The following is a 19,194-nucleotide window of genomic DNA, read 5'->3' as shown; positions in this document are numbered from 1 at the left end:
CCTCATCCGGCGGACTGCGTTCGCCGCCTTCTCCCACAAGGGGAGAAGGGCCCCCTACTCGTCCACGAACGTGACGGTATCCGGCACGCTCGCGCGCGAGGTGCGGTAGCTGTTGACCTTGTGCGAATGATCGGCAAAGCCGAAGGAAATGCCGCAGACCACCTTGCGATCATCGGCGAGCTTGAAGTGTCGCCGGATCAGTCCGGAATGCCGCGCCAGCGCGGCCTGCGGTATCGTGCCGAGGCCGAGCGCCTGTGCCGCGAGCATGAAGTTCGAGACATAGGCGCCGCAATCCACCGCGCCGTAGATGCCGAGCAGCTCGTCGGTGTGGATGATCGCGACATGCGGCGCGCCGAAGAAATTGTAGTTCTCCAGCGCCTGCTTGGCGTAGCCCATCTTGTCACCGCGCGGGATGCCGAGCGTGTTGTAGAGCTGAAAGCCGCTCTCGCGACGGCGCTCGAGATAGACGCCGAGATACTCGCGCGGCGGCGTGAAATCATGGTCGTCCCCGGCGCCCGAGGCGGCCTCGCCATAGATCGCCTTGCGAAACGCCTCCTTGGCCTCGCCGCTCGCGATCAGCACCTGCCAGGGCTGGCTGTTGCACCAGGAGGCCGTGCGCTGCGCGACGGTGAGAATGTGCTCGATGGTCGCGCGCGGCACTTCGCGTGGCAGGAAGGCGCGCACGGAGTAGCGCTCGTTCAGGAGCTCTTCGAGCACGCCGATGCGGTCTTGTTGGTTCACGGCAGTATCCATGGCGCTTCCTGCTGTCTGCGTAGGGTGGGTTAGCCGAAGGCGTAACCCACCGCTTCTGTCGCCTCGGTGTAAGAGCATGGTGGGTTACGCTTCGCTAACCCACCATACGGTCTCTGTTCAGCGCCCCTTGGTCGGGATCTTGTTGAACGGCACGTCCTTGTCGACCCTGATATCGCCAGGCAAACCAAGCACGCGCTCGGCGATGATGTTGCGCAGGATTTCATCCGTGCCGCCCGCGATGCGCATCGACGGTGAAGACAGCAGCATCTGCTGGAACTGGCCGTGAACCATTTCCTCATCCGCACCGGTGAGCGCACCGGCCGCGCCCTGCAGATCCATCGCGTACGCCGCGATGTCCTGCAGCATCATGCCCGACACCAGCTTGCCGATGGAATTTTCCGGGCCTGGCCGCTCGCCCTTGGAGAGCGAGGAGATGGCGCGGTAGCTGGTGTATTTCAGCCCGTTCGACTTCACCGCCCAGCTCGCGAGCTTGGAGCGCACCGCGGGATCGTCGATCGCAAGCCCATCCTCCAGCATCAGGTTCGAGCAGAATTCGAACATCTCGGGCACGCCGGTCGCGAGCCGCGAGCCGATCGACATGCGCTCGTTCATCAGCGTGGTCAGCGACACGTTCCAGCCGTCGCCGACCGCGCCGAGACGCTGGCTGTCAGGGATCACCACGTCCGTGAAATAGACCTCGTTGAATTCCTGCATGCCGTTGGCCTGCTTGATCGGCCGCACCTCGACGCCCTTGCTCTTCATGTCTAGGAAGAACATCGTCAGGCCCTTGTGCTTGGGCACATTGGGATCGGTGCGCGTGATCAGAAGGCCGTAGTCGGAATAATGCGCGCCCGAGGTCCAGATCTTCTGGCCGTTGACGATCCAGTTGTCGCCCTGCTTTTCCGCGCGCGTGCGAAGCCCCGCGACGTCGGAGCCGCCGGCCGGCTCGGAGAACAGCTGGCACCAGATGTGCTCGCCGGAGGCCAGCTTCGGCAGGTAGTGACGCTTGTGCTCCTCGCTGCCGAACGCCATCACCGTCGGCCCGCACATGCCCTCGCCGATCTGGAACGGCTGGGTCAGCTTGCCGTAGACGCCCTCTTCCTGCTGCCAGATCACCTTCTCGATCGGCGTGGCGCCACGGCCGCCATATTCCTTCGGCCAGTGCAAACAAGCCCAGCCGCCTTCGGCCTTCTTCTTCTGCCAGGCCTTGCCGACATCGACGATCTCTTCCTTCTCCAACCGGATGCGGCCGAGCGAGGATTTTGACAGCTCCGCCTCATATTGCTTCGGGGCGTTGGCCTCGATCCATTTGCGGGCGGTGGCGCGGAATTCGGCTTCCTGCGGGGTATCGTCGAAGTTCATGGCGGACCTCTCATGTTTCAAATCTTGTTCAATCTCAACCCTCATGGTGAGGAGCGCGGAACGCGCGTCTCGAACCATGAGGCCACCAGCCGGGCCTTCATCCTTCGAGACGCGACGCAAGCGCGGCTCCTCACGATGAGGTCGGAATTCTCACGCCCTTCCCTTGGTCGGGATCTGGTTGAACGGCACGTCCTTGTCGACCCTGATATCGCCGGGCAGACCAAGCACGCGCTCGGCGATGATGTTGCGCATGATCTCATCGGTACCGCCTTCGACGCGGGTGCCCGGCGCACGCAGTAGCATCGCCTGGAATTTTCCGGCGACTTCGGCGTCATCCGGTCCGCTCAGCACGCCTGCGGCGCCCTGCAGGTCCAGCGCATACATCGCGACCTCCTGCACCATCGAACCAGCGACCAATTTGCCGATGGAATTCTCCGGCCCCGGACGCTCGCCCTTCGACAGCGCCGAGATCGCGCGCATGCTGGTGTATCGCAGGCCACTGGCCTTCACCGCATAGTTCGCCAACCTTGAACGGACGCTGCGATCCTCGATCGCGGGACCATCCTCCAGCATCAGGCTGTTGCAGAAGTCGAACAGTTCGGGGAAGCCGGTCGCAACGCCGGCGCCGATCGACATACGCTCGTTCATCAGCGTCGTCAGCGAAACGTTCCAGCCGTCGTTGACGGCGCCGAGCCGCTGCGAGTCCGGAATCTTCACGTCGGTAAAGTAGACCTCGTTGAAGTCTGACTGGCCGCTGGCCTGCTTGATCGGCCGCACCTCGACGCCAGGGCTCTTCATGTCCAGGAAGAACATGGTGAGCCCCTTGTGCTTCGGCACGGTCGGATCGGTTCGCGTGAGCAAAATGCCGTAGTCCGAATAATGCGCGCCGGAGGTCCAGATCTTCTGGCCGTTGATGATCCAGTCGTCGCCCTTCTTCTCGGCGCGGGTGCGGAGCCCTGCGACGTCGGAGCCGCCGGCGGGCTCGGAGAACAGCTGACACCAGACCTTCTCGCCGGAGGCCAGCGGCGGCAGATACTTCCGCTTCTGCTCCTCGCCGGCAAACGCCATCATCGTCGGCCCGCACATGCCGTGGCCGATGATGAACATGCCGCTCAATTTGCCGAACGGCCCCTCCTCCTGCTGCCAGATCACGCGCTCAATCGGCGATGCGCCACGACCACCATATTCCTTGGGCCAGTGCAGGCAGGCCCAGCCGGCATCGGCCTTCTTCTTCTGCCAGGCCTTTGCGACCTCGAGAATGTTGGCGCCTTTCAGCACGCTGCGGCCGAGCGAGGATTTTCGAAGTTCTTCCTCATATTGCTTCGGCGCGTTGGCTTGTATCCACGCCTTGGCTTCGGCGCGGAATGCGGCTTCCTGCGGGGTGTCGTCGAAGTTCATCGGCTTTATCCTTCAAATCCTGCCGTCGTCCCCGCGAAGGCGGGGACCCATAGCCACCGGCACCGGCGTTGTGCCCAAGTTTGGCACCATCGATTCATCGAGAATTCTCGGAGTATGGGTCCCCGCCTTCGCGGGGACGACACCACTTGTTGTTTACGCCGCGTTCTTCTTGCGCATGCGGTCGATCAACTGATCTTCCCAATATGACAGGCTACCGAGCGTCAGCGCAGTGGTGTTGGCGCGGCGGTAGTACATGTGGCAGTCGAACTCCCAGGTGAAGCCCATACCGCCATGAACCTGGATGTTGTTCTTGGAGCAGTGCTGGAACGCCTGCGTCGCGCTGATGCGCGCGGCTGCTGCGGCTTCCGGCAATTCCGACGCGTTGGTCGAGAGCGCCCAGGCGCCGTAATAGCAATTCGAGCGCGCCAGCGTCGCCGAGACATACATGTCGGCGAGAATGTGCTTCACCGCCTGGAACGAGCCGATCGGCCGGCCGAAGGCGATACGGTCGAGCGCATAGTCGCGGCCCATTTCCAGTGCGCGGTCGGAACCGCCGACCTGCTCGAACGCCAGCAGCACCGCGGCGCGGTCGAGCACTTGCGTGAGGATGCTCCAGCCTTCACCGGCAGCTCCAAGCGGCTCGGCCTTGGCGTTCTTGAAGGTGAGTTCAGCCTGACCGCGGGTCGGATCGACATTGGTCAGCGACTTCGCTTCGACGCCGCCGGCCTTGAGGTCGATCAGGAACAGCGAGATGTCCGAATCGCGCCCGCTCGAACCGGTGCGCGCGGCAACGACGGCGAAATCGGCAATCGCGCCATCCGGCACCGGCTTCTTTACGCCCGACAGCGTGCCGCCGGAGGCCTGCAGCTTGATCGCTTTCGGCGACGGATTGCCCTTGCCCTCGAACAGCGCCAGCGTGCCGATCGCCTCGCCCGAGGCGATCTTCGGCAGCCATTTCCGCTTCTGCGCGTCGGAGCCTGCGAGCAGCAGCGCTTCGGCGGCAAGGTAGACGGTGGAGGAGAACGGCACCGGCGCGTTGGCGCGGCCCATTTCTTCGGCGATCACGCAGAGCTCGAGATGGCCCGCACCCGCGCCGCCGAATTCTTCGGGGATCGCGACGCCGAGGAAGCCCATCTCGGCGAGCCCCTGCCACAGCTTCTTGTCATAGGCCGCCTTGCCGTCGAGCACCTCGCGCACGGCTTTCGGCGGGCACTGTTCGGCGAGGAACTTCCTCGCCGCGTCGCGCATCTGTTTTTGGTCGTCGGAGAAATCGAAGTTCATGGCGCTCTACTCGCGTTGGTTATTGGTTCTGTAGGATGGGTGGAGCGAAGCGATACCCATCGATGGCTTGGTTGCGTCTGGTGGGTTTCGCTGCGCTCTACCCATCCTACGGTCAGTTCAAAATAATCACGTCGTCTCCCGGCTTGCCGGCGTAAAGCTTCTCCACCAGCGTCGCGCGACGTTCGAGGCCGGCGCGCTGGTTGATGTAGCCCTTGTCGGTGAGTTCATTGCCGTCGATCGAGGGCGGCTCGGCCATCAGCATCGCGCGGGCGATCCGCATGCTGCTGCCGGTAGTGGAGGCGTTATGCGCTTCCAGCCCGCGCTTCAGACAGGCGATTACTTCGGGATGCGTGATCACGTCTTCAAAGTTCGCATCGGGATTGCCAACGATTTGCCGGCAGGCGTGCAGATTGGGCCAGGCGAGCAGCCCGATAAATTCGCGGTCCTGACCGGCGACCAGCGCATCGTGCACCACCGGCGTGGCGGCTGCGATCGCGTCCGTCCTCAGCGAGCCGACGTGCACAAAAGTGCCGGTCGTCAGCTTGAAGTCCTCGACGACGCGACCGGCGAAGATGATGCCCTGCAGCGGATCGCTGTCATCGACGAACACGCCGGCATCGCCGATGCAGTAAAAGCCTTCCTCATCGAACATCTTCTTCGTCAGATCAGGCTGGCCGAAATAGCCAGGCGTGACGTTGATGCCGCGCAGGCGGAGCTCGTATTTCGAGCCGCACGGCACCAGCTTCAGCTCGACGCCGGGGAACGGCAGCCCGATCAGGCCGACGCGCTCGGTGTCCCAATAGGTGCCGGTCGAGGTCGGCGCGGTCTCGGTCGAGCCCCAGCCCGTATAGAAGACGATGCGCTCGCCGGTGGCCTTCACCGCCAGCGCCTGCATGCGGTCGTAAAGATCATCCGGCAGCCGCGCGCCGCCATAGGCCATGATGGAGAGGTTCTTGAAGAAGCTGCGGCAGAGCGCGTCGTCCTTCTCCATTGCGGATGCCAGCGCCGCATAGCCGGCAGGTACGTTGGCGTAATAGGTCGGAGACACTTCGCGCAGGTTACGGATGGTCTCTTCGAGCTGGCCGGGCATCGGCCGGCCGTCGTCGATATAGAGCGTGCCGCCATCGACCAGAATCGGATGGAACGCGGCATTGCCGCCCATGGTGTGATTCCACGGCATCCAGTCGAGCACGGTGGCGATTGGCCCGCTGGGATCGCGCGGGCGCACCTGCATCATCATCGCCGCATTGGCGCACATCATCTCCTGCGTGTTGATGACGGCCTTCGGCATGCCGGTCGAGCCCGAGGTGAACAGCAGCTTGCCGATCGTCTTGGGCGTGATCTTCGCAATCGATTCCTCGACCGCACGCGTTACCGGTGTGGCCGCGAGATCGGCAAAGGACACGCTCTTGATGCCCTCGCAAGGCCGCAACACGTGCACGACGGCGACGCCGGTGAGATCGAGCGCTTTCAAGGCCTTCTCGAAGGTCGGCCCGTCCTGCACCATCACGACTGCAGGCTTGATCAGGTTGAAGAGATATTTGAGCTTGAGATGGTCCTGGCTCATTAGCGAGTAAGCCGGCGACACCGGCGCCGCGGGAGCGCGCGCCTGCATCGCAGCCTGCGTCATCAGCGCGTGCTCGATGGAGTTGCCCGAGAGGATCGCGACGGGGCGGCCTTCGCCAAGGCCGAGATCAAGCAAGCCCTGCGTCAGCCCGTCGACGATGCGCTTGGCTTCGCCGTAGGAAACTTTCCGCCATTGCCGGTCGGCGCCGCCGCGTTGCGCCAGCCAGATACGCTCGGGCGCCTCTCTCGCCCATTTCGCAAGCGACGCCGGAATATGCTTTTCATAAGGCTGCAGCGGAATGCGCGACTTCAGGATGACGACGCCGTCAGCGCGACGCTCGACGGCGATGTCGCGCGGCAGCCACTCGATCTTGCGGAAGGCCGGCATTGTCAGCACCTTCGCTGCACTCCCACCCATATTGCGTCTCCCGGAATTCGGTCCTTTGCGGATCTTGTCGTCATCGCCTGATATAGACAGGCTTTCGCTTTTCGAGAAAGGCCCTGATGCCTTCGCTGAATTCTTCGGAACGGCTGCACAGCACCTGATTACGGTCTTCCATCGCAATCACGGCTTCGATCGAGCCGGCATCGACGCTCATGTTGAGGCATTCCTTGGACAGCCTTAAGCCCACCGGCGAGGCCGTCATCATCGCATCGACGTAAGGCTCGGCCGCGGCATCGAGCCCGCCTTCCTCGACCACTTCAGAAACGAGACCGACCGCGAGCGCGCGCTCGGCGCAGATGAAGCGGCCGGTCAGAATCAATTCGGACGCGACCGACACGCCGACGAGGCGCGGCAGGAAATAGGACGTGCCGATGTCGCAGCCGCCGAGCCCGAGCTTGATGAAGGCGCAGTTCATCCGCGCCGAACGGGTGGCGATGCGGATGTCGGCGGCAAGCGCCAACGCAAAACCGCCACCGGCGGCCGCACCCTGGATCAGCGCGATGATCGGCTGCGGACAGCGCCGCATCAGCATCACGATGTCGGCGATGCGCCGCTGCGAGTCCAATGACTCGGTGACGCCGGGCGGCTCCTGCTGGCCGGCGCGGCGCTTCATCGCGTGCTTCAGATCGAGCCCGGCGCAGAACGAGGCGCCGGCGCCCTTCAGCACCACGACGCGGGTGGAACGGTTGCGCTGCAGGCCTTCGAAATAGGTATTCAATGCGTCGATCAACGAAGGATCGAGCGCGTTGAGGCTGTCCGGGCGATTGAGGGTGACCCAATCGACCCCGTCATGATGTGCGATCAGCAGCGGGCTTGTCACATCTTCCTCCCACGGGCGCGATGCTTGGTATTGCGCCCTCTCCCCTTGTGGGAGAGGGCTACGCCGGCATTCGCCGTGCATTCGATGCGGTGAGGGGTTGCCAGCCGGAGAGAACCCCTCATCCGTCTTCGCGTTCCGCGAAGCCACCTTCTCCCACAAGGGGAGAAGGGAAGAGAGTCGCTTACCGCGGCGCCATGCGGATGGCGCCGTCGAGGCGGATGGTCTCCCCGTTGAGCATCGGGTTCTCGACGATGTGAACCGCGAGGTTGCCGTATTCCGAGGCATCGCCGAGGCGGGCCGGATGCGGCACCTGCGCGCCGAGGCTCTTGCGGGCCTCTTCGTTGAGACCCATCAGCAGCGGCGTCAGGAACAGGCCGGGCGCGATGGTGTTGACGCGGATCTTGAGGCTGGCGAGGTCGCGCGCAGCCGGCAGCGTGAGGCCGACGACGCCGCCCTTGGACGCCGAATAGGCGATCTGGCCGATCTGGCCTTCATAGGCGGCGACAGACGCGGTGTTGATGGCGACGCCGCGCTCCTCGCCGATCGGCGGCGCGGTGGCGAGGCGCTCGGCGAACAGGCGCAGCACGTTGAAGGTGCCGATCAGGTTGACATTGATGATGCGCACGAACTTCGCCAGCGGATAGACGCCGTCCTTGCCGACGGTGCGCTGCGATCCGCCGATGCCGGCGCAGTTCATCAGCACGCGGGCGATGCCGTGCGCGGCTTCGGCCTTGGCAATCGCCGCCTTGATCGCTTCCTCGTCGGTAACGTCGGCATGGAGAGCTATGCCCTTCACTTCGGCGGCCACCTTCTCGGCGTTTTCCTTGTTCTGGTCGATGACGCCGATTTTCGCGCCCTTGGCGGCCATAGCGCGGGCGGTCGCGGCGCCCAGGCCCGAGCCACCGCCGGTGATGAGAACGGCTACGTCTTGCAACTGCATGGTAACTACCTTTCCTTGGTGCGTTTCTTCTCTGGATTTGCAGGCTACTGAAGTGTCGCTTTCGTCATCCGGCGGCGGCACCCTTTTCATTCCCGTTCAGCATGCCGCCGAAGATCAGCGCTTCCATGTGCTTGATGTAATCGCGGCAGACTTCGTCGGTGACGGGCCCGACCCCGGTCGCGCGCGACATCGCGTGGCGGCCGAAGAACAGGTGATCGCAGGCGCCGATCAGGCTGGTATAGAACAGCACCGGATCGATATCGCGGAACTCGCCGGCCTTGACACCCTCGGCGAGCAGGCGGCGATGGAAGTTCAATAGCGGCGCGACGAAGAATTGCGAGACTTCGTCGGCGGCTTCCGCGCTGCTCTCGTGCAGGAGATAGTGGATCAGCCGGTTCATATAGGGGAACTGGTGATAGGCGCGGATGATGCCGCCGATATGCAGACGGAGCTTTGCGGTCGGCGTGATCGGCTGGCTGATGAGGTATTCGAGCTGCGACATCTCGGTCGCGGCGTCGCGCGCCAAAAGCGCCAGCAACAGCCCGTCCTTGTTGCCGAAATGATATTTCACCAGCGCGGCGTTGACGCCCGACTTCTGCGCGATGTCCGACAGCGAAACCTCTATCGAGGCGCGCTCGATCATCAGTTCGCTCGCGGCGACAAGCAGCTTCTCGGCGGTGGTATTTTTGCCGTTCGCAAGCCTGGTCGGTACGCTGGTATTCAACGGCGATCTCATCACGGCTGAGGGCGGGAAATCTGACCTCACATAAGCGCATGCCGCGGCTGCACTCAAGAGTTAATTGATTGATTGACTAAATCCCGGAGCGCCCCTTTAATCCGGCCCATCTTCGAAAAATCCACCAACAACGATCAGGGAGAACAGGAATGGCCGAGGCCTATATCGTCGCCGCTGCGCGCACCGCGGGCGGCCGCAAGGGGGGACGTCTCGCAGGCTGGCATCCGGCCGATCTCGCCGCTTCCGTGCTGAATTCGCTGGTCGACCGCTCCGGCGTCGATCCAGCCCAGATCGAAGACGTGATCATGGGCTGCGTGATGCAGGCCGGCGAGCAATCCAACAACATCGCCCGCAACGCGGTGATGGCCTCGAAACTTCCTGAGAGCGTGCCCGCGACCTCGGTCGACCGGCAGTGCGGTTCCTCGCAGCAGGCGTTACATTTCGCGGCTCAGGCCGTGATGGCCGGCAGCATGGACATCGTGATCGCCGCGGGCGTGGAATCGATGACGCGGGTGCCGATGGGCCTTGCCTCGTCATTACCGGCGAAGAACGGCTTTGGTCATTACAAGAGCCCGGGTATCGAAGCGAAATATCCGAACATCGTGTTCAGCCAGTTCACCGGCGCGGAAATGATGGCGGAGAAGTACGGCCTCTCCAAGGACCAGCTCGACGAATACTCCTACAACAGCCACCAGCGCGCGATTGCCGCGACACAGGGCGGCAAGTTCAAGGACGAGATCGTGCCGGTGCAGATCACCCGCGCCGACAATACGACCGACACCCATCATATCGACGAAGGCATCCGTTTCGACGCCAGCCTGGACGGCATCAAGGGCGTCAAGCTGATCGCGGAAAACGGCAAGCACACCGCCGCCAGCGCCAGCCAGATCTGCGACGGGGCGTCCGGCGTCATGGTGGTCAACGAGAAGGGACTGAAGTCGCTCGGCGTGAAGCCACTGGCGCGCATCCATCACATGACCATGATGGGCGGCGACCCCGTGATCATGCTGGATGCCCCGTTGCACGCCACCAAGCGGGCGCTGGAAAAGGCCGGCATGTCGATCAACGACATCGACCTGTTCGAGGTCAACGAAGCCTTTGCTGCCGTGCCGGTGGCATGGCTGAAGACGACCGGCGCCGACCCCGCAAGGCTCAACGTCAATGGCGGCGCGATCGCGCTCGGCCATCCGCTCGGCGGCTCTGGCACCAAGCTGATGACCACGCTGGTCAACGCGCTGAAGCAGAACAACAAGCGCTACGGCCTGCAGACCATGTGCGAAGGCGGCGGCATGGCCAACGTTACGATCGTCGAGCGACTCTAAGAACAACAAAGGCGATCGGCGACTGGCGAGCAGGGAGTCCGCTTCCTGCTCGCCATTTTCTTATTGAGGAAACACCCATGACTCATCCCTCCGTCTACGCCCGCACCCAGCCGAACAAGATCGCCTATCAGATGGCGGCGACCGGCAAGGCGATCACCTATCGCGAACTCGACGAGCTCTCGAACCAGGGCGCGCATCTGTTCCGTTCACTCGGGCTGAAGGCCGGCGATCACATCGCCTTCCTGATGGAAAATCGCCTGGCGTTCATGGAAATCTGCTGGGCTGCGCAGCGTGCGGGTCTCTATTACACCGCGATCAGCCGCTACCTCACCGAGGAGGAGATCGCCTACATCGTCAAGGATTGCGGCGCCAAGGTTTTCATCACCACGCCGCAATGCGCCGACAAGGTCAAAGGCCTGATCAAGGGCGAGCCCGGCGAGCCGCTATTCTTCATGGTGGACGAGCCCGTGCCCGGCTTCCGCTCCTTCGACAGGGAAGCGGTGGCGATGCCGGTGACGCCGATCGCGGACGAGGTCGCCGGCTATGATATGCTGTATTCGTCTGGTACCACCGGACGGCCCAAGGGCATCAAGAAGGAGTTCGAGGGCAAGCGGATCGACGAACCGAACGCGTTCCTGAAAATTCTCTGCGCCGACATGTGCGGGATGAATTCCGACAGCATCTACCTGTCGCCGGCGCCGCTCTATCATGCGGCTCCGCTTCGCTTCAACATGATGGCGATCACGCTCGGCGGCACCTCCATCATCATGGAGCACTTCGACGCCGAGGAGTTCCTGAAGCTGGTCGGAAAGTACAAGGTCACGCAGTCGCAACTGGTGCCGACCATGTTCGTGCGCATGCTGAAGCTGCCCGACGAGGTGCGGGCGCGTTATGATGTCGCGACACTGAAAGGCGCGATCCATGCCGCAGCGCCCTGCCCGGTCGACGTGAAAGCCAAGATGATCGAATGGTGGGGACCAATCCTGATCGAGTATTACGCCGGCTCCGAAGGCAACGGCGTCACGGTCTCGACCTCGCAGCAATGGCTGACCCATCGCGGCACCGTCGGCCGCGCCGTGGTCGGCAAGGTGAAAATCCTGGACGAGAATGACGAGGAGCGGCCGGTGGGCGAGATCGGTACGGTCTACTTCGCCGACGCGCCCGTTTTCACCTATCACAACGATCCCGAGAAGACGAAGAAGGCCTACAACGAAAAAGGGTGGTCGACGCTCGGCGATGTCGGCTATCTCGATGACGAAGGCTATCTCTACCTCACCGACCGCAAGAGCTACATGATCATCTCCGGCGGCGTGAACATCTACCCGCAGGAGACCGAGGACGTGTTGATCACCCATCCCGCCGTATCGGACGTTGCCGTTTTCGGCGTGCCTAATGAGGAAATGGGTGAAGAGGTCAAGGCCGTGGTGCAGCCGCACGACATGGCCAAGGCCGGCAAGGAACTGGAGGCCGAACTGATCGTGTTCTGCCGCAAGCATCTGTCACCGATCAAATGCCCGAAGAGCATCGACTTCGAAGCGGAGTTGCCGCGCACGCCGACCGGCAAGCTGGTGAAGCGGCATCTGCGCGACAAATATTGGCCGAAGCCGGCGAAGGCGTGAAACATCCCTATCTGCCGCGAAGCACGTGTGGGTCCAGCAGTCGCGCACGACGGAATAGAGATAGGGAGAAATGGGTCGCGCCCGGCACGCGCAGCGCGCTTTAGTGAGGCGGCCATGCAAAAGCCCGGCCCCCAGTCAAGGAGGGCCGGGCGAACGCAAATACACACTCGTAAAAATACACACTCCTAGGATGGCAGCGAGTATGCGGCCCCAGTCGAAGAGATGCGAGTCCGGACGAATACGGGCTGGCGGCGGATAAAACGCGCGTTTGGATTGCGCCCGCCACCTGTCCGTTCGCGCCACCCGATTTTACGCAGTGCCAGCCGGCGCGCAGGCCACGGATGGCAATGCGCGCATCTGCAGTTGCCCCCGCTGTCCAGTGGTCGCCGTAGTCCACTGAGCATCGATCTGCTGCAAGTCTTTCGACAGCTTTCCACGATGGCTGCCATCCGTCGTGAATGCCGTATTGCCTTCGGGCGACAGCTCGAAAATCTCCACCTGCAGATCCGACAGGCGGACAAGCATCCGGACCTTTATCTTCGTCACCTGGCGACCGACCTCGTACGTACCGCATCCGAGCGCTTCGGCATTCTGGCTGTTGAGGGCCCGCACCGACTCGAAGGTGATAACGACGTTCTGCACCGTCCTGTCACCATCCCAGCGGAATTCACCAGAATACCCACGCGGCATATTTTGGGCCAGATCTTCCATCTCTGCCGCGTGGGCGACGGAAGCAAGGAGCAGACTTGCGGCCGCGATCGCCACACCGATGCGCAAAGACAAGCCGTGAAAATTTGCGATCCGCAGCCAACTCATGTGGCATTCATCCTCTAAGAAAATGTTGTCGCCGTTAGACGATCCTGAGGAGGCGAAGGTTCAAGCCGCTCAGTTGAATTTGCAGCCATGAGTTCGCCAAGGGTCACCGTGAACGCCGGTTTCCGCCTTCTCAACGTCATGACGCCCGCCACGTACCCAGGGACGTCACCAACGACAGAAACCGTAGGGTGAGCAAAGGCGCGAGGCGCCGTGCCCACCTTCGAATGCAACGCGCGAAAAATGGTGGGCACGCTGCGCTTTGCCCACCCTACGGAATGCTGCAATCGTTTTCGTCCTTCCTTCCCTTCTCCCCTTGTGGGAGAAGGTGCCTTCCCGCAGGGAAGGCGGATGAGGGGTCTGTCTCCGCGGAAACAACCCCTCACCCGTCTCGAATGAGCTTACGCTCATTCGATCCACCCTCTCCCACAAGGGGAGAGGGGGAGAAAGGCGAATCCATTATGCCCACCCTCCCCGATATCCCGCTGCCCGCCTCCATCCGCTCGCGCTATGTCGACGGCATCAACGGCCTGCGCATGCATGTGCTGGAGGCCGGCTTCGAAACCCGCGGCCGGCCCTGCGTGTTGCTGCTGCACGGCTTCCCCGAACTCGCCTTCTCCTGGCGCAAGGTGATGCCGATTCTGGCTGAGGCCGGTTACCACGTGCTCGCGCCCGACCAGCGCGGCTATGGCCGCACCACCGGATGGGATCCGGGCTACGACGGCGATCTCGCCTCGTTCCGGCTCCCCAATCTGGTGCGCGACATGCTCGGGCTGGTGTCGGCGTTCGGCTACAGAAGCGTCGATGCCGTGATCGGGCATGATTTCGGCTCGTCGGTCGCCGCCTGGTGCGCGTTGATCCGGCCTGACGTATTCCGCTCGGTCGTCATGATGAGCGCGCCGTTCAGCGGCCCGCCGGCGCTGCCGTTCAACACGGTGAACGAACCTGCTGGGCGCATCGACGATCCCATACACCGCGATCTCGCGGCGCTGCCGCGGCCGCGCAAGCATTACCAGTGGTACTACTCGACACGCGAGGCGAATGACGACATGCACCATGCGCCGCAGGGCGTGCATGATTTCCTGCGCGCCTATTACCACCACAAGAGCGCGGACTGGAAAGACAACAAGCCCTATCCGCTCAAATCATGGACCGCGGGCGAAATCGAAAAGCTGCCGACCTACTATGTGATGGACCACGCCAAGGACATGGCCGCCACCGTCGCCGAGCAAATGCCCTCGCCGGAAGAAATCGCCGGGAATAAATGGCTGCCCGACAGCGAGCTGGCCTTCTACAGCGCCGAATATGAACGCACCGGATTCCAGGGCGGCCTGCAATGGTATCGCTGCGGCACCTCGGGCGCGTTCACACCGGAATTGCAGACGTGGTCGGGCCGCACCATCGACGTGCGCTCGGCCTTCATCTCGGGCAAGCAGGACTGGGGCACCTACCAGCGCCCCGGCGTCTATGAGGCGATGCAGTCAAAGGCCTGCACAAACATGATCGGCAGCCATCTCGTCGATGGCGCGGGCCATTGGGTGCAGCAGGAGCAGGCTAACAAAGTGAGCTGGTTGCTGGTGCAATTCCTGCGCGGGACGAAGGCCAGCCAGGTCACACCCCACAATTGACCACGGCAGACGCCAAGATTAGAATAATTCTAAATTAAGAAAAGGCAGGCGTCCCGTGAAGAATTTCGCCGATCTGACCGAGCGCGAAGTGCTGGCTGTTGCGATCTCGTCCGAGGAAGAGGACAGCCGCATCTACATGACCTTCGCGGAAGATCTCGCGGAGCGCTATCCGGACTCGGCAAAAGTGTTCGAGGAGATGGCCGAGGAGGAACGGGGCCACCGTCACCGCCTGCTGGAAATGTACGAGCAGCGGTTCGGCGCGCATCTGCCGCCGATCCGTCGCGAGGACGTCAAGGGATTTTTGCGAAGGCGCCCGATCTGGCTGACCAAGAACCTGTCGCTCGACACCATCCGCAAGGAGGTCGAGACGATGGAACTCGAGGCCGAGCGCTTCTACGCCAAGGCCAGCGAGAAGGCGGACGACGTCGGCGTCCGCCGCTTGCTCGGGGATCTTGCCGAGGAGGAGAAGCACCACGAGAGGCTGGCGGTCAAACTGACGGGCGAGATCCTCAGCCCCGATGTGCGCGCCGAAGAAGACAAGACACGGCGGCGCATGTTCGTACTGCAATATGTGCAGCCGGGGCTGGCCGGCCTGATGGACGGGTCGGTCTCGACGCTGGCGCCCTTGTTCGCCGCGGCCTTTGCCACGCATCAGAACTGGCAGACGTTTCTGGTCGGACTGGCAGCCTCGATCGGCGCCGGCATCAGCATGGGCTTTGCCGAAGCGCTGTCGGATGACGGCTCGCTGACCGGGCGCGGCTCGCCCTGGCTGCGCGGCATCACCTGCGGGCTGATGACGACGCTTGGCGGCATCGGCCATACTCTGCCCTATCTCGTTCCGGACTCCTGGCCGAATGCATTCTGGATCGCGACCGCGATCGCCTGCATCATCGTGTTCTTCGAGCTATGGGCGATCGCCTTCATCCGCGCACGTTACATGGACACGCCGTTCCTGCAGGCGGTGTTCCAGATCGTGCTCGGCGGCGCGATCGTGCTGGCAGTCGGGATATTGATCGGCGCGGCTTAAAGCCGTGATGACTTTTCTTCGAATCGTCATCCCANCATGATCTCCGCGCAAACGCGTTCGCGTTTGTCGCGAGGGAAAACCGCTACGCACTTTTCCGGATCATGCTCTAGGCCGCGTCTCCCGCGATCCTGCCAAACATGCGAAAGTCGTGGAAGGCGCCCTTGAACCAGGCTTTCTGCCGCAGCGTTCCCTCATATTGAAAGCCTGACTTTTCCAGCACGCGGTCCGACGCGTTGTTGCCGGGCAACGTCCAGGCGTCGATACGATTGAGCTTGAAGGTCTGGTGGCCGCATGCCACCACGGCTTTGACCGCTTCCGTCATCAGTCCCTTGCCCCAGTAATCCGGATGCAATTCGTATCCGATCTCGCCGCAGCGCCATTTCTTTTCAAAACTGTTGAAACGGATCGCGCCGGCAAGTGCTTTGGAAGCGCTGACCTCGATGATCCAGGCGCAGCCCTTGCCGGAGCCGTGGACCTTGGACATCCAGCGCAACGAACGTTCGACTTGCGCCTTGGTCGGCGCATCCGGCCAATTGGAAAATCGGGTGACGTCGGGAATCGACAGCATTGCCTGAAACGCAGCGACGTCTTTCGGCATCGCGGCGCGCAACGTCAGCCGCTGGGTGGACAGCTCGGGGAATTTTCGCTTCGCAATCGGTGACATAAAATTTCCCGGACTCCTCAACTCCCGTTCAGATCGCCGATCTCGGGAAAGAACATCTCCTTCCACGACGCCGGCTCGTTCTTCGTGGTACCGACCCGGCGCATGAACTTTGCGAATTTCATTGTCGCCGCCGGCGTCATCGTCCATTCGACATTGGAAGCCGTCACCACCTTGGTCACCATCTCCAGCGGCAGCTTCGAATTGCTGTCGTTGATCCAGCTTTGCGCGGTCCCCTTTGGGTCGGCCGCGATGATCGCGGTCGCTTCCTTCACCGCGTCGAGGAAGGCGGCGTAGAGTTCGGGATTCTCTTTCCGGAACCGCGCCGAAGTCCAGGCCACCGTGAACGTGTGCGGCCCCAGCACATCGAACGACGACAGCACCGTGCGGATGTTGTTCTGCTCCAATTGCTGGAACTGGAACGGCGGCACGCTGAAGGCCGCGCTGATGCCGCCCGCGCCGCTCAACAGCGCAATCGTCGCGTCCGGCGGCGACATCGACACCGTAAGGGGATCGAGCTTGGCGTAGTTCTCATCGCCAAAGGCTAAGGCTGACGCCATCTGCAGCAGCACCGCCTGCACCGACACCTTGATCGAGGGCACCGCGATCCGGTCTTGCTCGGTGAAATCCTTGATCGACTTGATCGCGGGATTGGCGGTGTTGAGCAGGAACGGCTGCGAACTCAGCGCACAGATGCCCTTGACCTCGAACGAGGTGCCGCGCGTCTTGTCCCACAGCGTGATCAGGCCGGGCACACCGCCGCTGACGATGTCGGTCGAATTGGACAGCAACGCCTCGTTCATAGCCACCGGCCCGTTGAAGCGCTGCCAGGAAACCTTGAAATCCTTCAGGCCGCGTTGGCTGGCGTATTTCTCGATCAGCCGGTCGCGCTTCATGACGTTGAATTGCAGGTAGCCCATCGAGAACTGTTCGGCCAACCTGATTTCCGCGGCGTGCGCCGCCATCGTCGCATGGCCGATCGTGACGGCAATCACCGCGCCTGCGATCCACGCCGATCTCATCGGAGCCTCCCGTTATTTTCATTTTTTGTTGATCGGCAGACTAGCGCGCAAACGGCGGCTTCGCCAAGGGGTAGCAGCGCGACCGAGCCGCCACTGTACAACCATTGCTCTTGCCGCGTGCGCCCAAACTGAGCATCATCCGCGGCCTGCATCGAACGACAGACCGGGAGCACGCCTTGGCCAAATCGCAATGGAGCTTCAAGACCGCCGTCGAACTATCGGCCGCACTTGCCGCGAAAAAGGTGTCCGCGGTCGAACTCGCCGAGGATGCGATCGGCCGTATCGAACGGCACGACCCGAAAATCAACGCGATTTGCGTGCGCGATTTCGAGCGCGGCCTGGCCGCCGCCCGCGCCGCCGACGCCGAACTGGCGCGCGGCGTCAGGAAGCTGCTGCTCGGCATCCCGCTGACCGTGAAGGAATCCTACAATATTGCGGGGCTGCCGACGACCTGGGGCATTCCGGCGCAAAAGGATTTCCGGCCTGTGGAGGATGCGCTGTCGATCTCGCGCGTCAAGGACGCCGGCGGCGTCATCCTCGGCAAGACCAACGTCCCGCTCGGGCTCGGCGACTGGCAGAGCTACAACGATATCTACGGCACCACCAACAATCCCTTCGATCTCGGCCGCACGCCGGGCGGCTCGTCCGGCGGATCCTCGGCCGCGCTCGCGGCCGGCTACGGCCCGCTGTCACTCGGCTCCGACATCGGCGGCTCCTTGCGCGTGCCCGCCTTTCATTGCGGCGTCTACGCGCACAAACCGACCTTTGCGCTGGTGCCCGGCCGCGGCCACACACCGCCGCCGTTCCAGCCGCTGCCGCTCGACCGTGACCTCGCCGTGATCGGCCCGATGGCCCGCAGCGCCGCCGATCTCTCGCTGCTGCTCGACACCATTGCCGGCCCCGATCCGCTGGAGGCCGGCAAGGGTTACACGCTCGCACTGCCGGCTCCACGTCACACCGCGCTGAAGGATTTTCGCGTGCTGGTGGTCGATACCGATCCGGTGATGCCGACCGACGAAGTGGTGCGCGGCACGATCCACAAGCTCGCCGCCGATCTCGAAAAGGCCGGCGTCAAGGTCGATCGCCAGAGCCCGCTGCTGCCGAACTTTGCCGAGACATCCCGCCTCTACATGCGGATGCTGATGTCGTTCCTCGGCGCATCGTTTCCGCCGGAGGTCTATGCCGGCGCGCAGGCCGCCGTCGCCGCGCTGCCGGCGAGCGCGACAAGCCTCGCCGCCGAACGCCTGCGCGGCATAGCGCAAAGCCACCGCAATTGGCTGATGGACGACGGCGCGCGCGCCCGCCTGCGCGCGCAATGGCGCGAATTGTTCAAGACTTATGATGTCGTAATCTGCCCGATCATGCCGACACCGGCCTATCCGCACGATCATTCGGATGATCAGGAGAAGCGCCGCATCAAGATCGACGGCAAGGACCACGTCTATCCCGACATGCTCTCCTGGCCCGGCATCGCGACACTGCCCGGCCTGCCATCGACCGCAATTCCCACCGGATTTTCTCCGGGAGGATTACCGATCGGCGTGCAGATCGTCGGCCCCTGGCTGGAAGACCGCACGCCGCTAAAACTCGCCGAACTGATCGAGCGCGAATTCGGCGGCTTCAAGCCACCGCCGATGTTTGACGATTGAGAGGCGAAAACTTACCTGCGACGTCATTGCGTGCGCGCGGAGCATGAGGCGTAATCGGGCCTCATCGTTCGAGACGGTGCTGGCGCGCCTCCTCAGCATGAGGGGACAAGCTGTAATGGTATTGACGCGTCATGAGGACCTTTGTTCAAATC

Annotated in this window: 16 protein-coding genes; 5 read left to right on the top strand and 11 right to left on the bottom strand. The window is 62.9% G+C overall.

The annotated features are described in order from the left end of the window. Positions 1 to 54 precede the first annotated feature (54 nt). The 8 genes from CQ14_RS26475 to CQ14_RS26440 form a co-directional block, all read right to left on the bottom strand. Positions 55 to 753, bottom strand: coding sequence for a nitroreductase (locus CQ14_RS26475; protein ID WP_057860764.1), 699 nt, complete (start codon positions 751 to 753; stop codon positions 55 to 57). 117 nt (positions 754 to 870) lie between these two features. Continuing rightward, on the bottom strand, positions 871 to 2,115 hold the full coding sequence (locus CQ14_RS26470; protein ID WP_057860763.1) for an acyl-CoA dehydrogenase: 1,245 nt from the start codon (positions 2,113 to 2,115) through the stop codon (positions 871 to 873). A gap of 150 nt (positions 2,116 to 2,265) precedes the next feature. After that, positions 2,266 to 3,513 carry an acyl-CoA dehydrogenase gene (locus CQ14_RS26465; protein WP_057860762.1) on the bottom strand — a complete coding sequence of 416 codons (1,248 nt, stop codon included), beginning with the start codon at positions 3,511 to 3,513 and terminating at the stop codon, positions 2,266 to 2,268. A gap of 153 nt (positions 3,514 to 3,666) precedes the next feature. Next, positions 3,667 to 4,794, bottom strand: a complete 1,128-nt coding sequence (locus CQ14_RS26460) for an acyl-CoA dehydrogenase family protein (protein WP_057860761.1) — start codon at positions 4,792 to 4,794, stop codon at positions 3,667 to 3,669. 112 nt (positions 4,795 to 4,906) lie between these two features. Then, positions 4,907 to 6,778 carry an AMP-binding protein gene (locus tag CQ14_RS26455; protein WP_057860760.1) on the bottom strand — a complete coding sequence of 624 codons (1,872 nt, stop codon included), beginning with the start codon at positions 6,776 to 6,778 and terminating at the stop codon, positions 4,907 to 4,909. Between the two features lie 40 nt (positions 6,779 to 6,818). Next, complete coding sequence (locus CQ14_RS26450; protein ID WP_057860759.1) at positions 6,819 to 7,625, bottom strand: enoyl-CoA hydratase/isomerase family protein; 807 nt, start codon at positions 7,623 to 7,625, stop codon at positions 6,819 to 6,821. 181 nt (positions 7,626 to 7,806) lie between these two features. Further along, positions 7,807 to 8,565 carry an SDR family NAD(P)-dependent oxidoreductase gene (locus CQ14_RS26445; protein ID WP_057834117.1) on the bottom strand — a complete coding sequence of 253 codons (759 nt, stop codon included), beginning with the start codon at positions 8,563 to 8,565 and terminating at the stop codon, positions 7,807 to 7,809. A 64-nt stretch (positions 8,566 to 8,629) separates the two neighbouring features. Next, positions 8,630 to 9,301 (bottom strand): TetR family transcriptional regulator, encoded by a 672-nt coding sequence (locus CQ14_RS26440; RefSeq protein WP_057860758.1) that lies wholly within the window; start codon positions 9,299 to 9,301, stop codon positions 8,630 to 8,632. A gap of 149 nt (positions 9,302 to 9,450) precedes the next feature. Between CQ14_RS26440 and CQ14_RS26435 the strand changes: the two genes are divergently transcribed. Beyond that, complete coding sequence (locus tag CQ14_RS26435) at positions 9,451 to 10,623, top strand: acetyl-CoA C-acetyltransferase (RefSeq protein ID WP_057860757.1); 1,173 nt, start codon at positions 9,451 to 9,453, stop codon at positions 10,621 to 10,623. Between the two features lie 77 nt (positions 10,624 to 10,700). Further along, positions 10,701 to 12,242, top strand: coding sequence for an acyl-CoA synthetase (locus CQ14_RS26430; protein ID WP_057860756.1), 1,542 nt, complete (start codon positions 10,701 to 10,703; stop codon positions 12,240 to 12,242). 309 nt (positions 12,243 to 12,551) lie between these two features. Here CQ14_RS26430 and CQ14_RS26425 read toward each other — a convergent pair whose 3' ends face one another. Next, on the bottom strand, positions 12,552 to 13,058 hold the full coding sequence (locus CQ14_RS26425; RefSeq protein ID WP_057860755.1) for a hypothetical protein: 507 nt from the start codon (positions 13,056 to 13,058) through the stop codon (positions 12,552 to 12,554). A gap of 458 nt (positions 13,059 to 13,516) precedes the next feature. Here CQ14_RS26425 and CQ14_RS26420 point away from each other — a divergent pair, with 458 nt between their 5' ends. Further along, positions 13,517 to 14,683 carry an alpha/beta fold hydrolase gene (locus CQ14_RS26420; protein WP_057860754.1) on the top strand — a complete coding sequence of 389 codons (1,167 nt, stop codon included), beginning with the start codon at positions 13,517 to 13,519 and terminating at the stop codon, positions 14,681 to 14,683. A gap of 55 nt (positions 14,684 to 14,738) precedes the next feature. Further along, the gene (mbfA, locus tag CQ14_RS26415) at positions 14,739 to 15,710 is read left to right on the top strand and encodes an iron exporter MbfA (RefSeq protein ID WP_057860753.1); all 972 of its coding nucleotides are present in this window, start codon (positions 14,739 to 14,741) and stop codon (positions 15,708 to 15,710) included. Between the two features lie 106 nt (positions 15,711 to 15,816). On the opposite strand, the gene CQ14_RS26410 is transcribed toward mbfA, so the two are convergent. Together CQ14_RS26410 and CQ14_RS26405 are read right to left on the bottom strand one after the other, a co-directional pair. Beyond that, positions 15,817 to 16,374: a GNAT family N-acetyltransferase gene (locus CQ14_RS26410; RefSeq protein WP_057860752.1), complete on the bottom strand. Its 558-nt coding sequence runs from the start codon at positions 16,372 to 16,374 to the stop codon at positions 15,817 to 15,819. A 17-nt stretch (positions 16,375 to 16,391) separates the two neighbouring features. After that, positions 16,392 to 17,393 carry an ABC transporter substrate-binding protein gene (locus CQ14_RS26405; RefSeq protein WP_057860751.1) on the bottom strand — a complete coding sequence of 334 codons (1,002 nt, stop codon included), beginning with the start codon at positions 17,391 to 17,393 and terminating at the stop codon, positions 16,392 to 16,394. A gap of 176 nt (positions 17,394 to 17,569) precedes the next feature. On the opposite strand from CQ14_RS26405, the gene CQ14_RS26400 reads away from it, so the two are divergent. Beyond that, the gene (locus CQ14_RS26400; protein WP_057860782.1) at positions 17,570 to 19,042 is read left to right on the top strand and encodes an amidase; all 1,473 of its coding nucleotides are present in this window, start codon (positions 17,570 to 17,572) and stop codon (positions 19,040 to 19,042) included. Positions 19,043 to 19,194 lie beyond the last annotated feature (152 nt).

It is taken from the genome of Bradyrhizobium lablabi (genome assembly GCF_001440475.1).
GTDB classification, from domain to species: Bacteria; Pseudomonadota; Alphaproteobacteria; order Rhizobiales; family Xanthobacteraceae; genus Bradyrhizobium; species Bradyrhizobium lablabi.
Note: the sequence above shows the minus strand (reverse complement) of the source record. Positions and strands in the feature narration are given on the sequence as shown.

Excerpts from the sequence above, each read along its gene's own strand:
- CQ14_RS26440 (WP_057860758.1), bottom strand. The coding sequence starts at position 9,301 with ATGAGATCGCCGTTGAATACCAGCGTACCGACCAGGCTTGCGAACGGC.
- CQ14_RS26405 (WP_057860751.1), bottom strand. The coding sequence starts at position 17,393 with ATGAGATCGGCGTGGATCGCAGGCGCGGTGATTGCCGTCACGATCGGC.
- CQ14_RS26470 (WP_057860763.1), bottom strand. The coding sequence starts at position 2,115 with ATGAACTTCGACGATACCCCGCAGGAAGCCGAATTCCGCGCCACCGCC.
- CQ14_RS26465 (WP_057860762.1), bottom strand. The coding sequence starts at position 3,513 with ATGAACTTCGACGACACCCCGCAGGAAGCCGCATTCCGCGCCGAAGCC.
- CQ14_RS26410 (WP_057860752.1), bottom strand. The coding sequence starts at position 16,374 with ATGTCACCGATTGCGAAGCGAAAATTCCCCGAGCTGTCCACCCAGCGG.
- CQ14_RS26430 (WP_057860756.1), top strand. The coding sequence starts at position 10,701 with ATGACTCATCCCTCCGTCTACGCCCGCACCCAGCCGAACAAGATCGCC.
- CQ14_RS26425 (WP_057860755.1), bottom strand. The coding sequence starts at position 13,058 with ATGAGTTGGCTGCGGATCGCAAATTTTCACGGCTTGTCTTTGCGCATC.
- CQ14_RS26455 (WP_057860760.1), bottom strand. The coding sequence starts at position 6,778 with ATGGGTGGGAGTGCAGCGAAGGTGCTGACAATGCCGGCCTTCCGCAAG.
- CQ14_RS26445 (WP_057834117.1), bottom strand. The coding sequence starts at position 8,565 with ATGCAGTTGCAAGACGTAGCCGTTCTCATCACCGGCGGTGGCTCGGGC.
- CQ14_RS26460 (WP_057860761.1), bottom strand. The coding sequence starts at position 4,794 with ATGAACTTCGATTTCTCCGACGACCAAAAACAGATGCGCGACGCGGCG.
- CQ14_RS26475 (WP_057860764.1), bottom strand. The coding sequence starts at position 753 with ATGGATACTGCCGTGAACCAACAAGACCGCATCGGCGTGCTCGAAGAG.
- CQ14_RS26420 (WP_057860754.1), top strand. The coding sequence starts at position 13,517 with ATGCCCACCCTCCCCGATATCCCGCTGCCCGCCTCCATCCGCTCGCGC.
- CQ14_RS26435 (WP_057860757.1), top strand. The coding sequence starts at position 9,451 with ATGGCCGAGGCCTATATCGTCGCCGCTGCGCGCACCGCGGGCGGCCGC.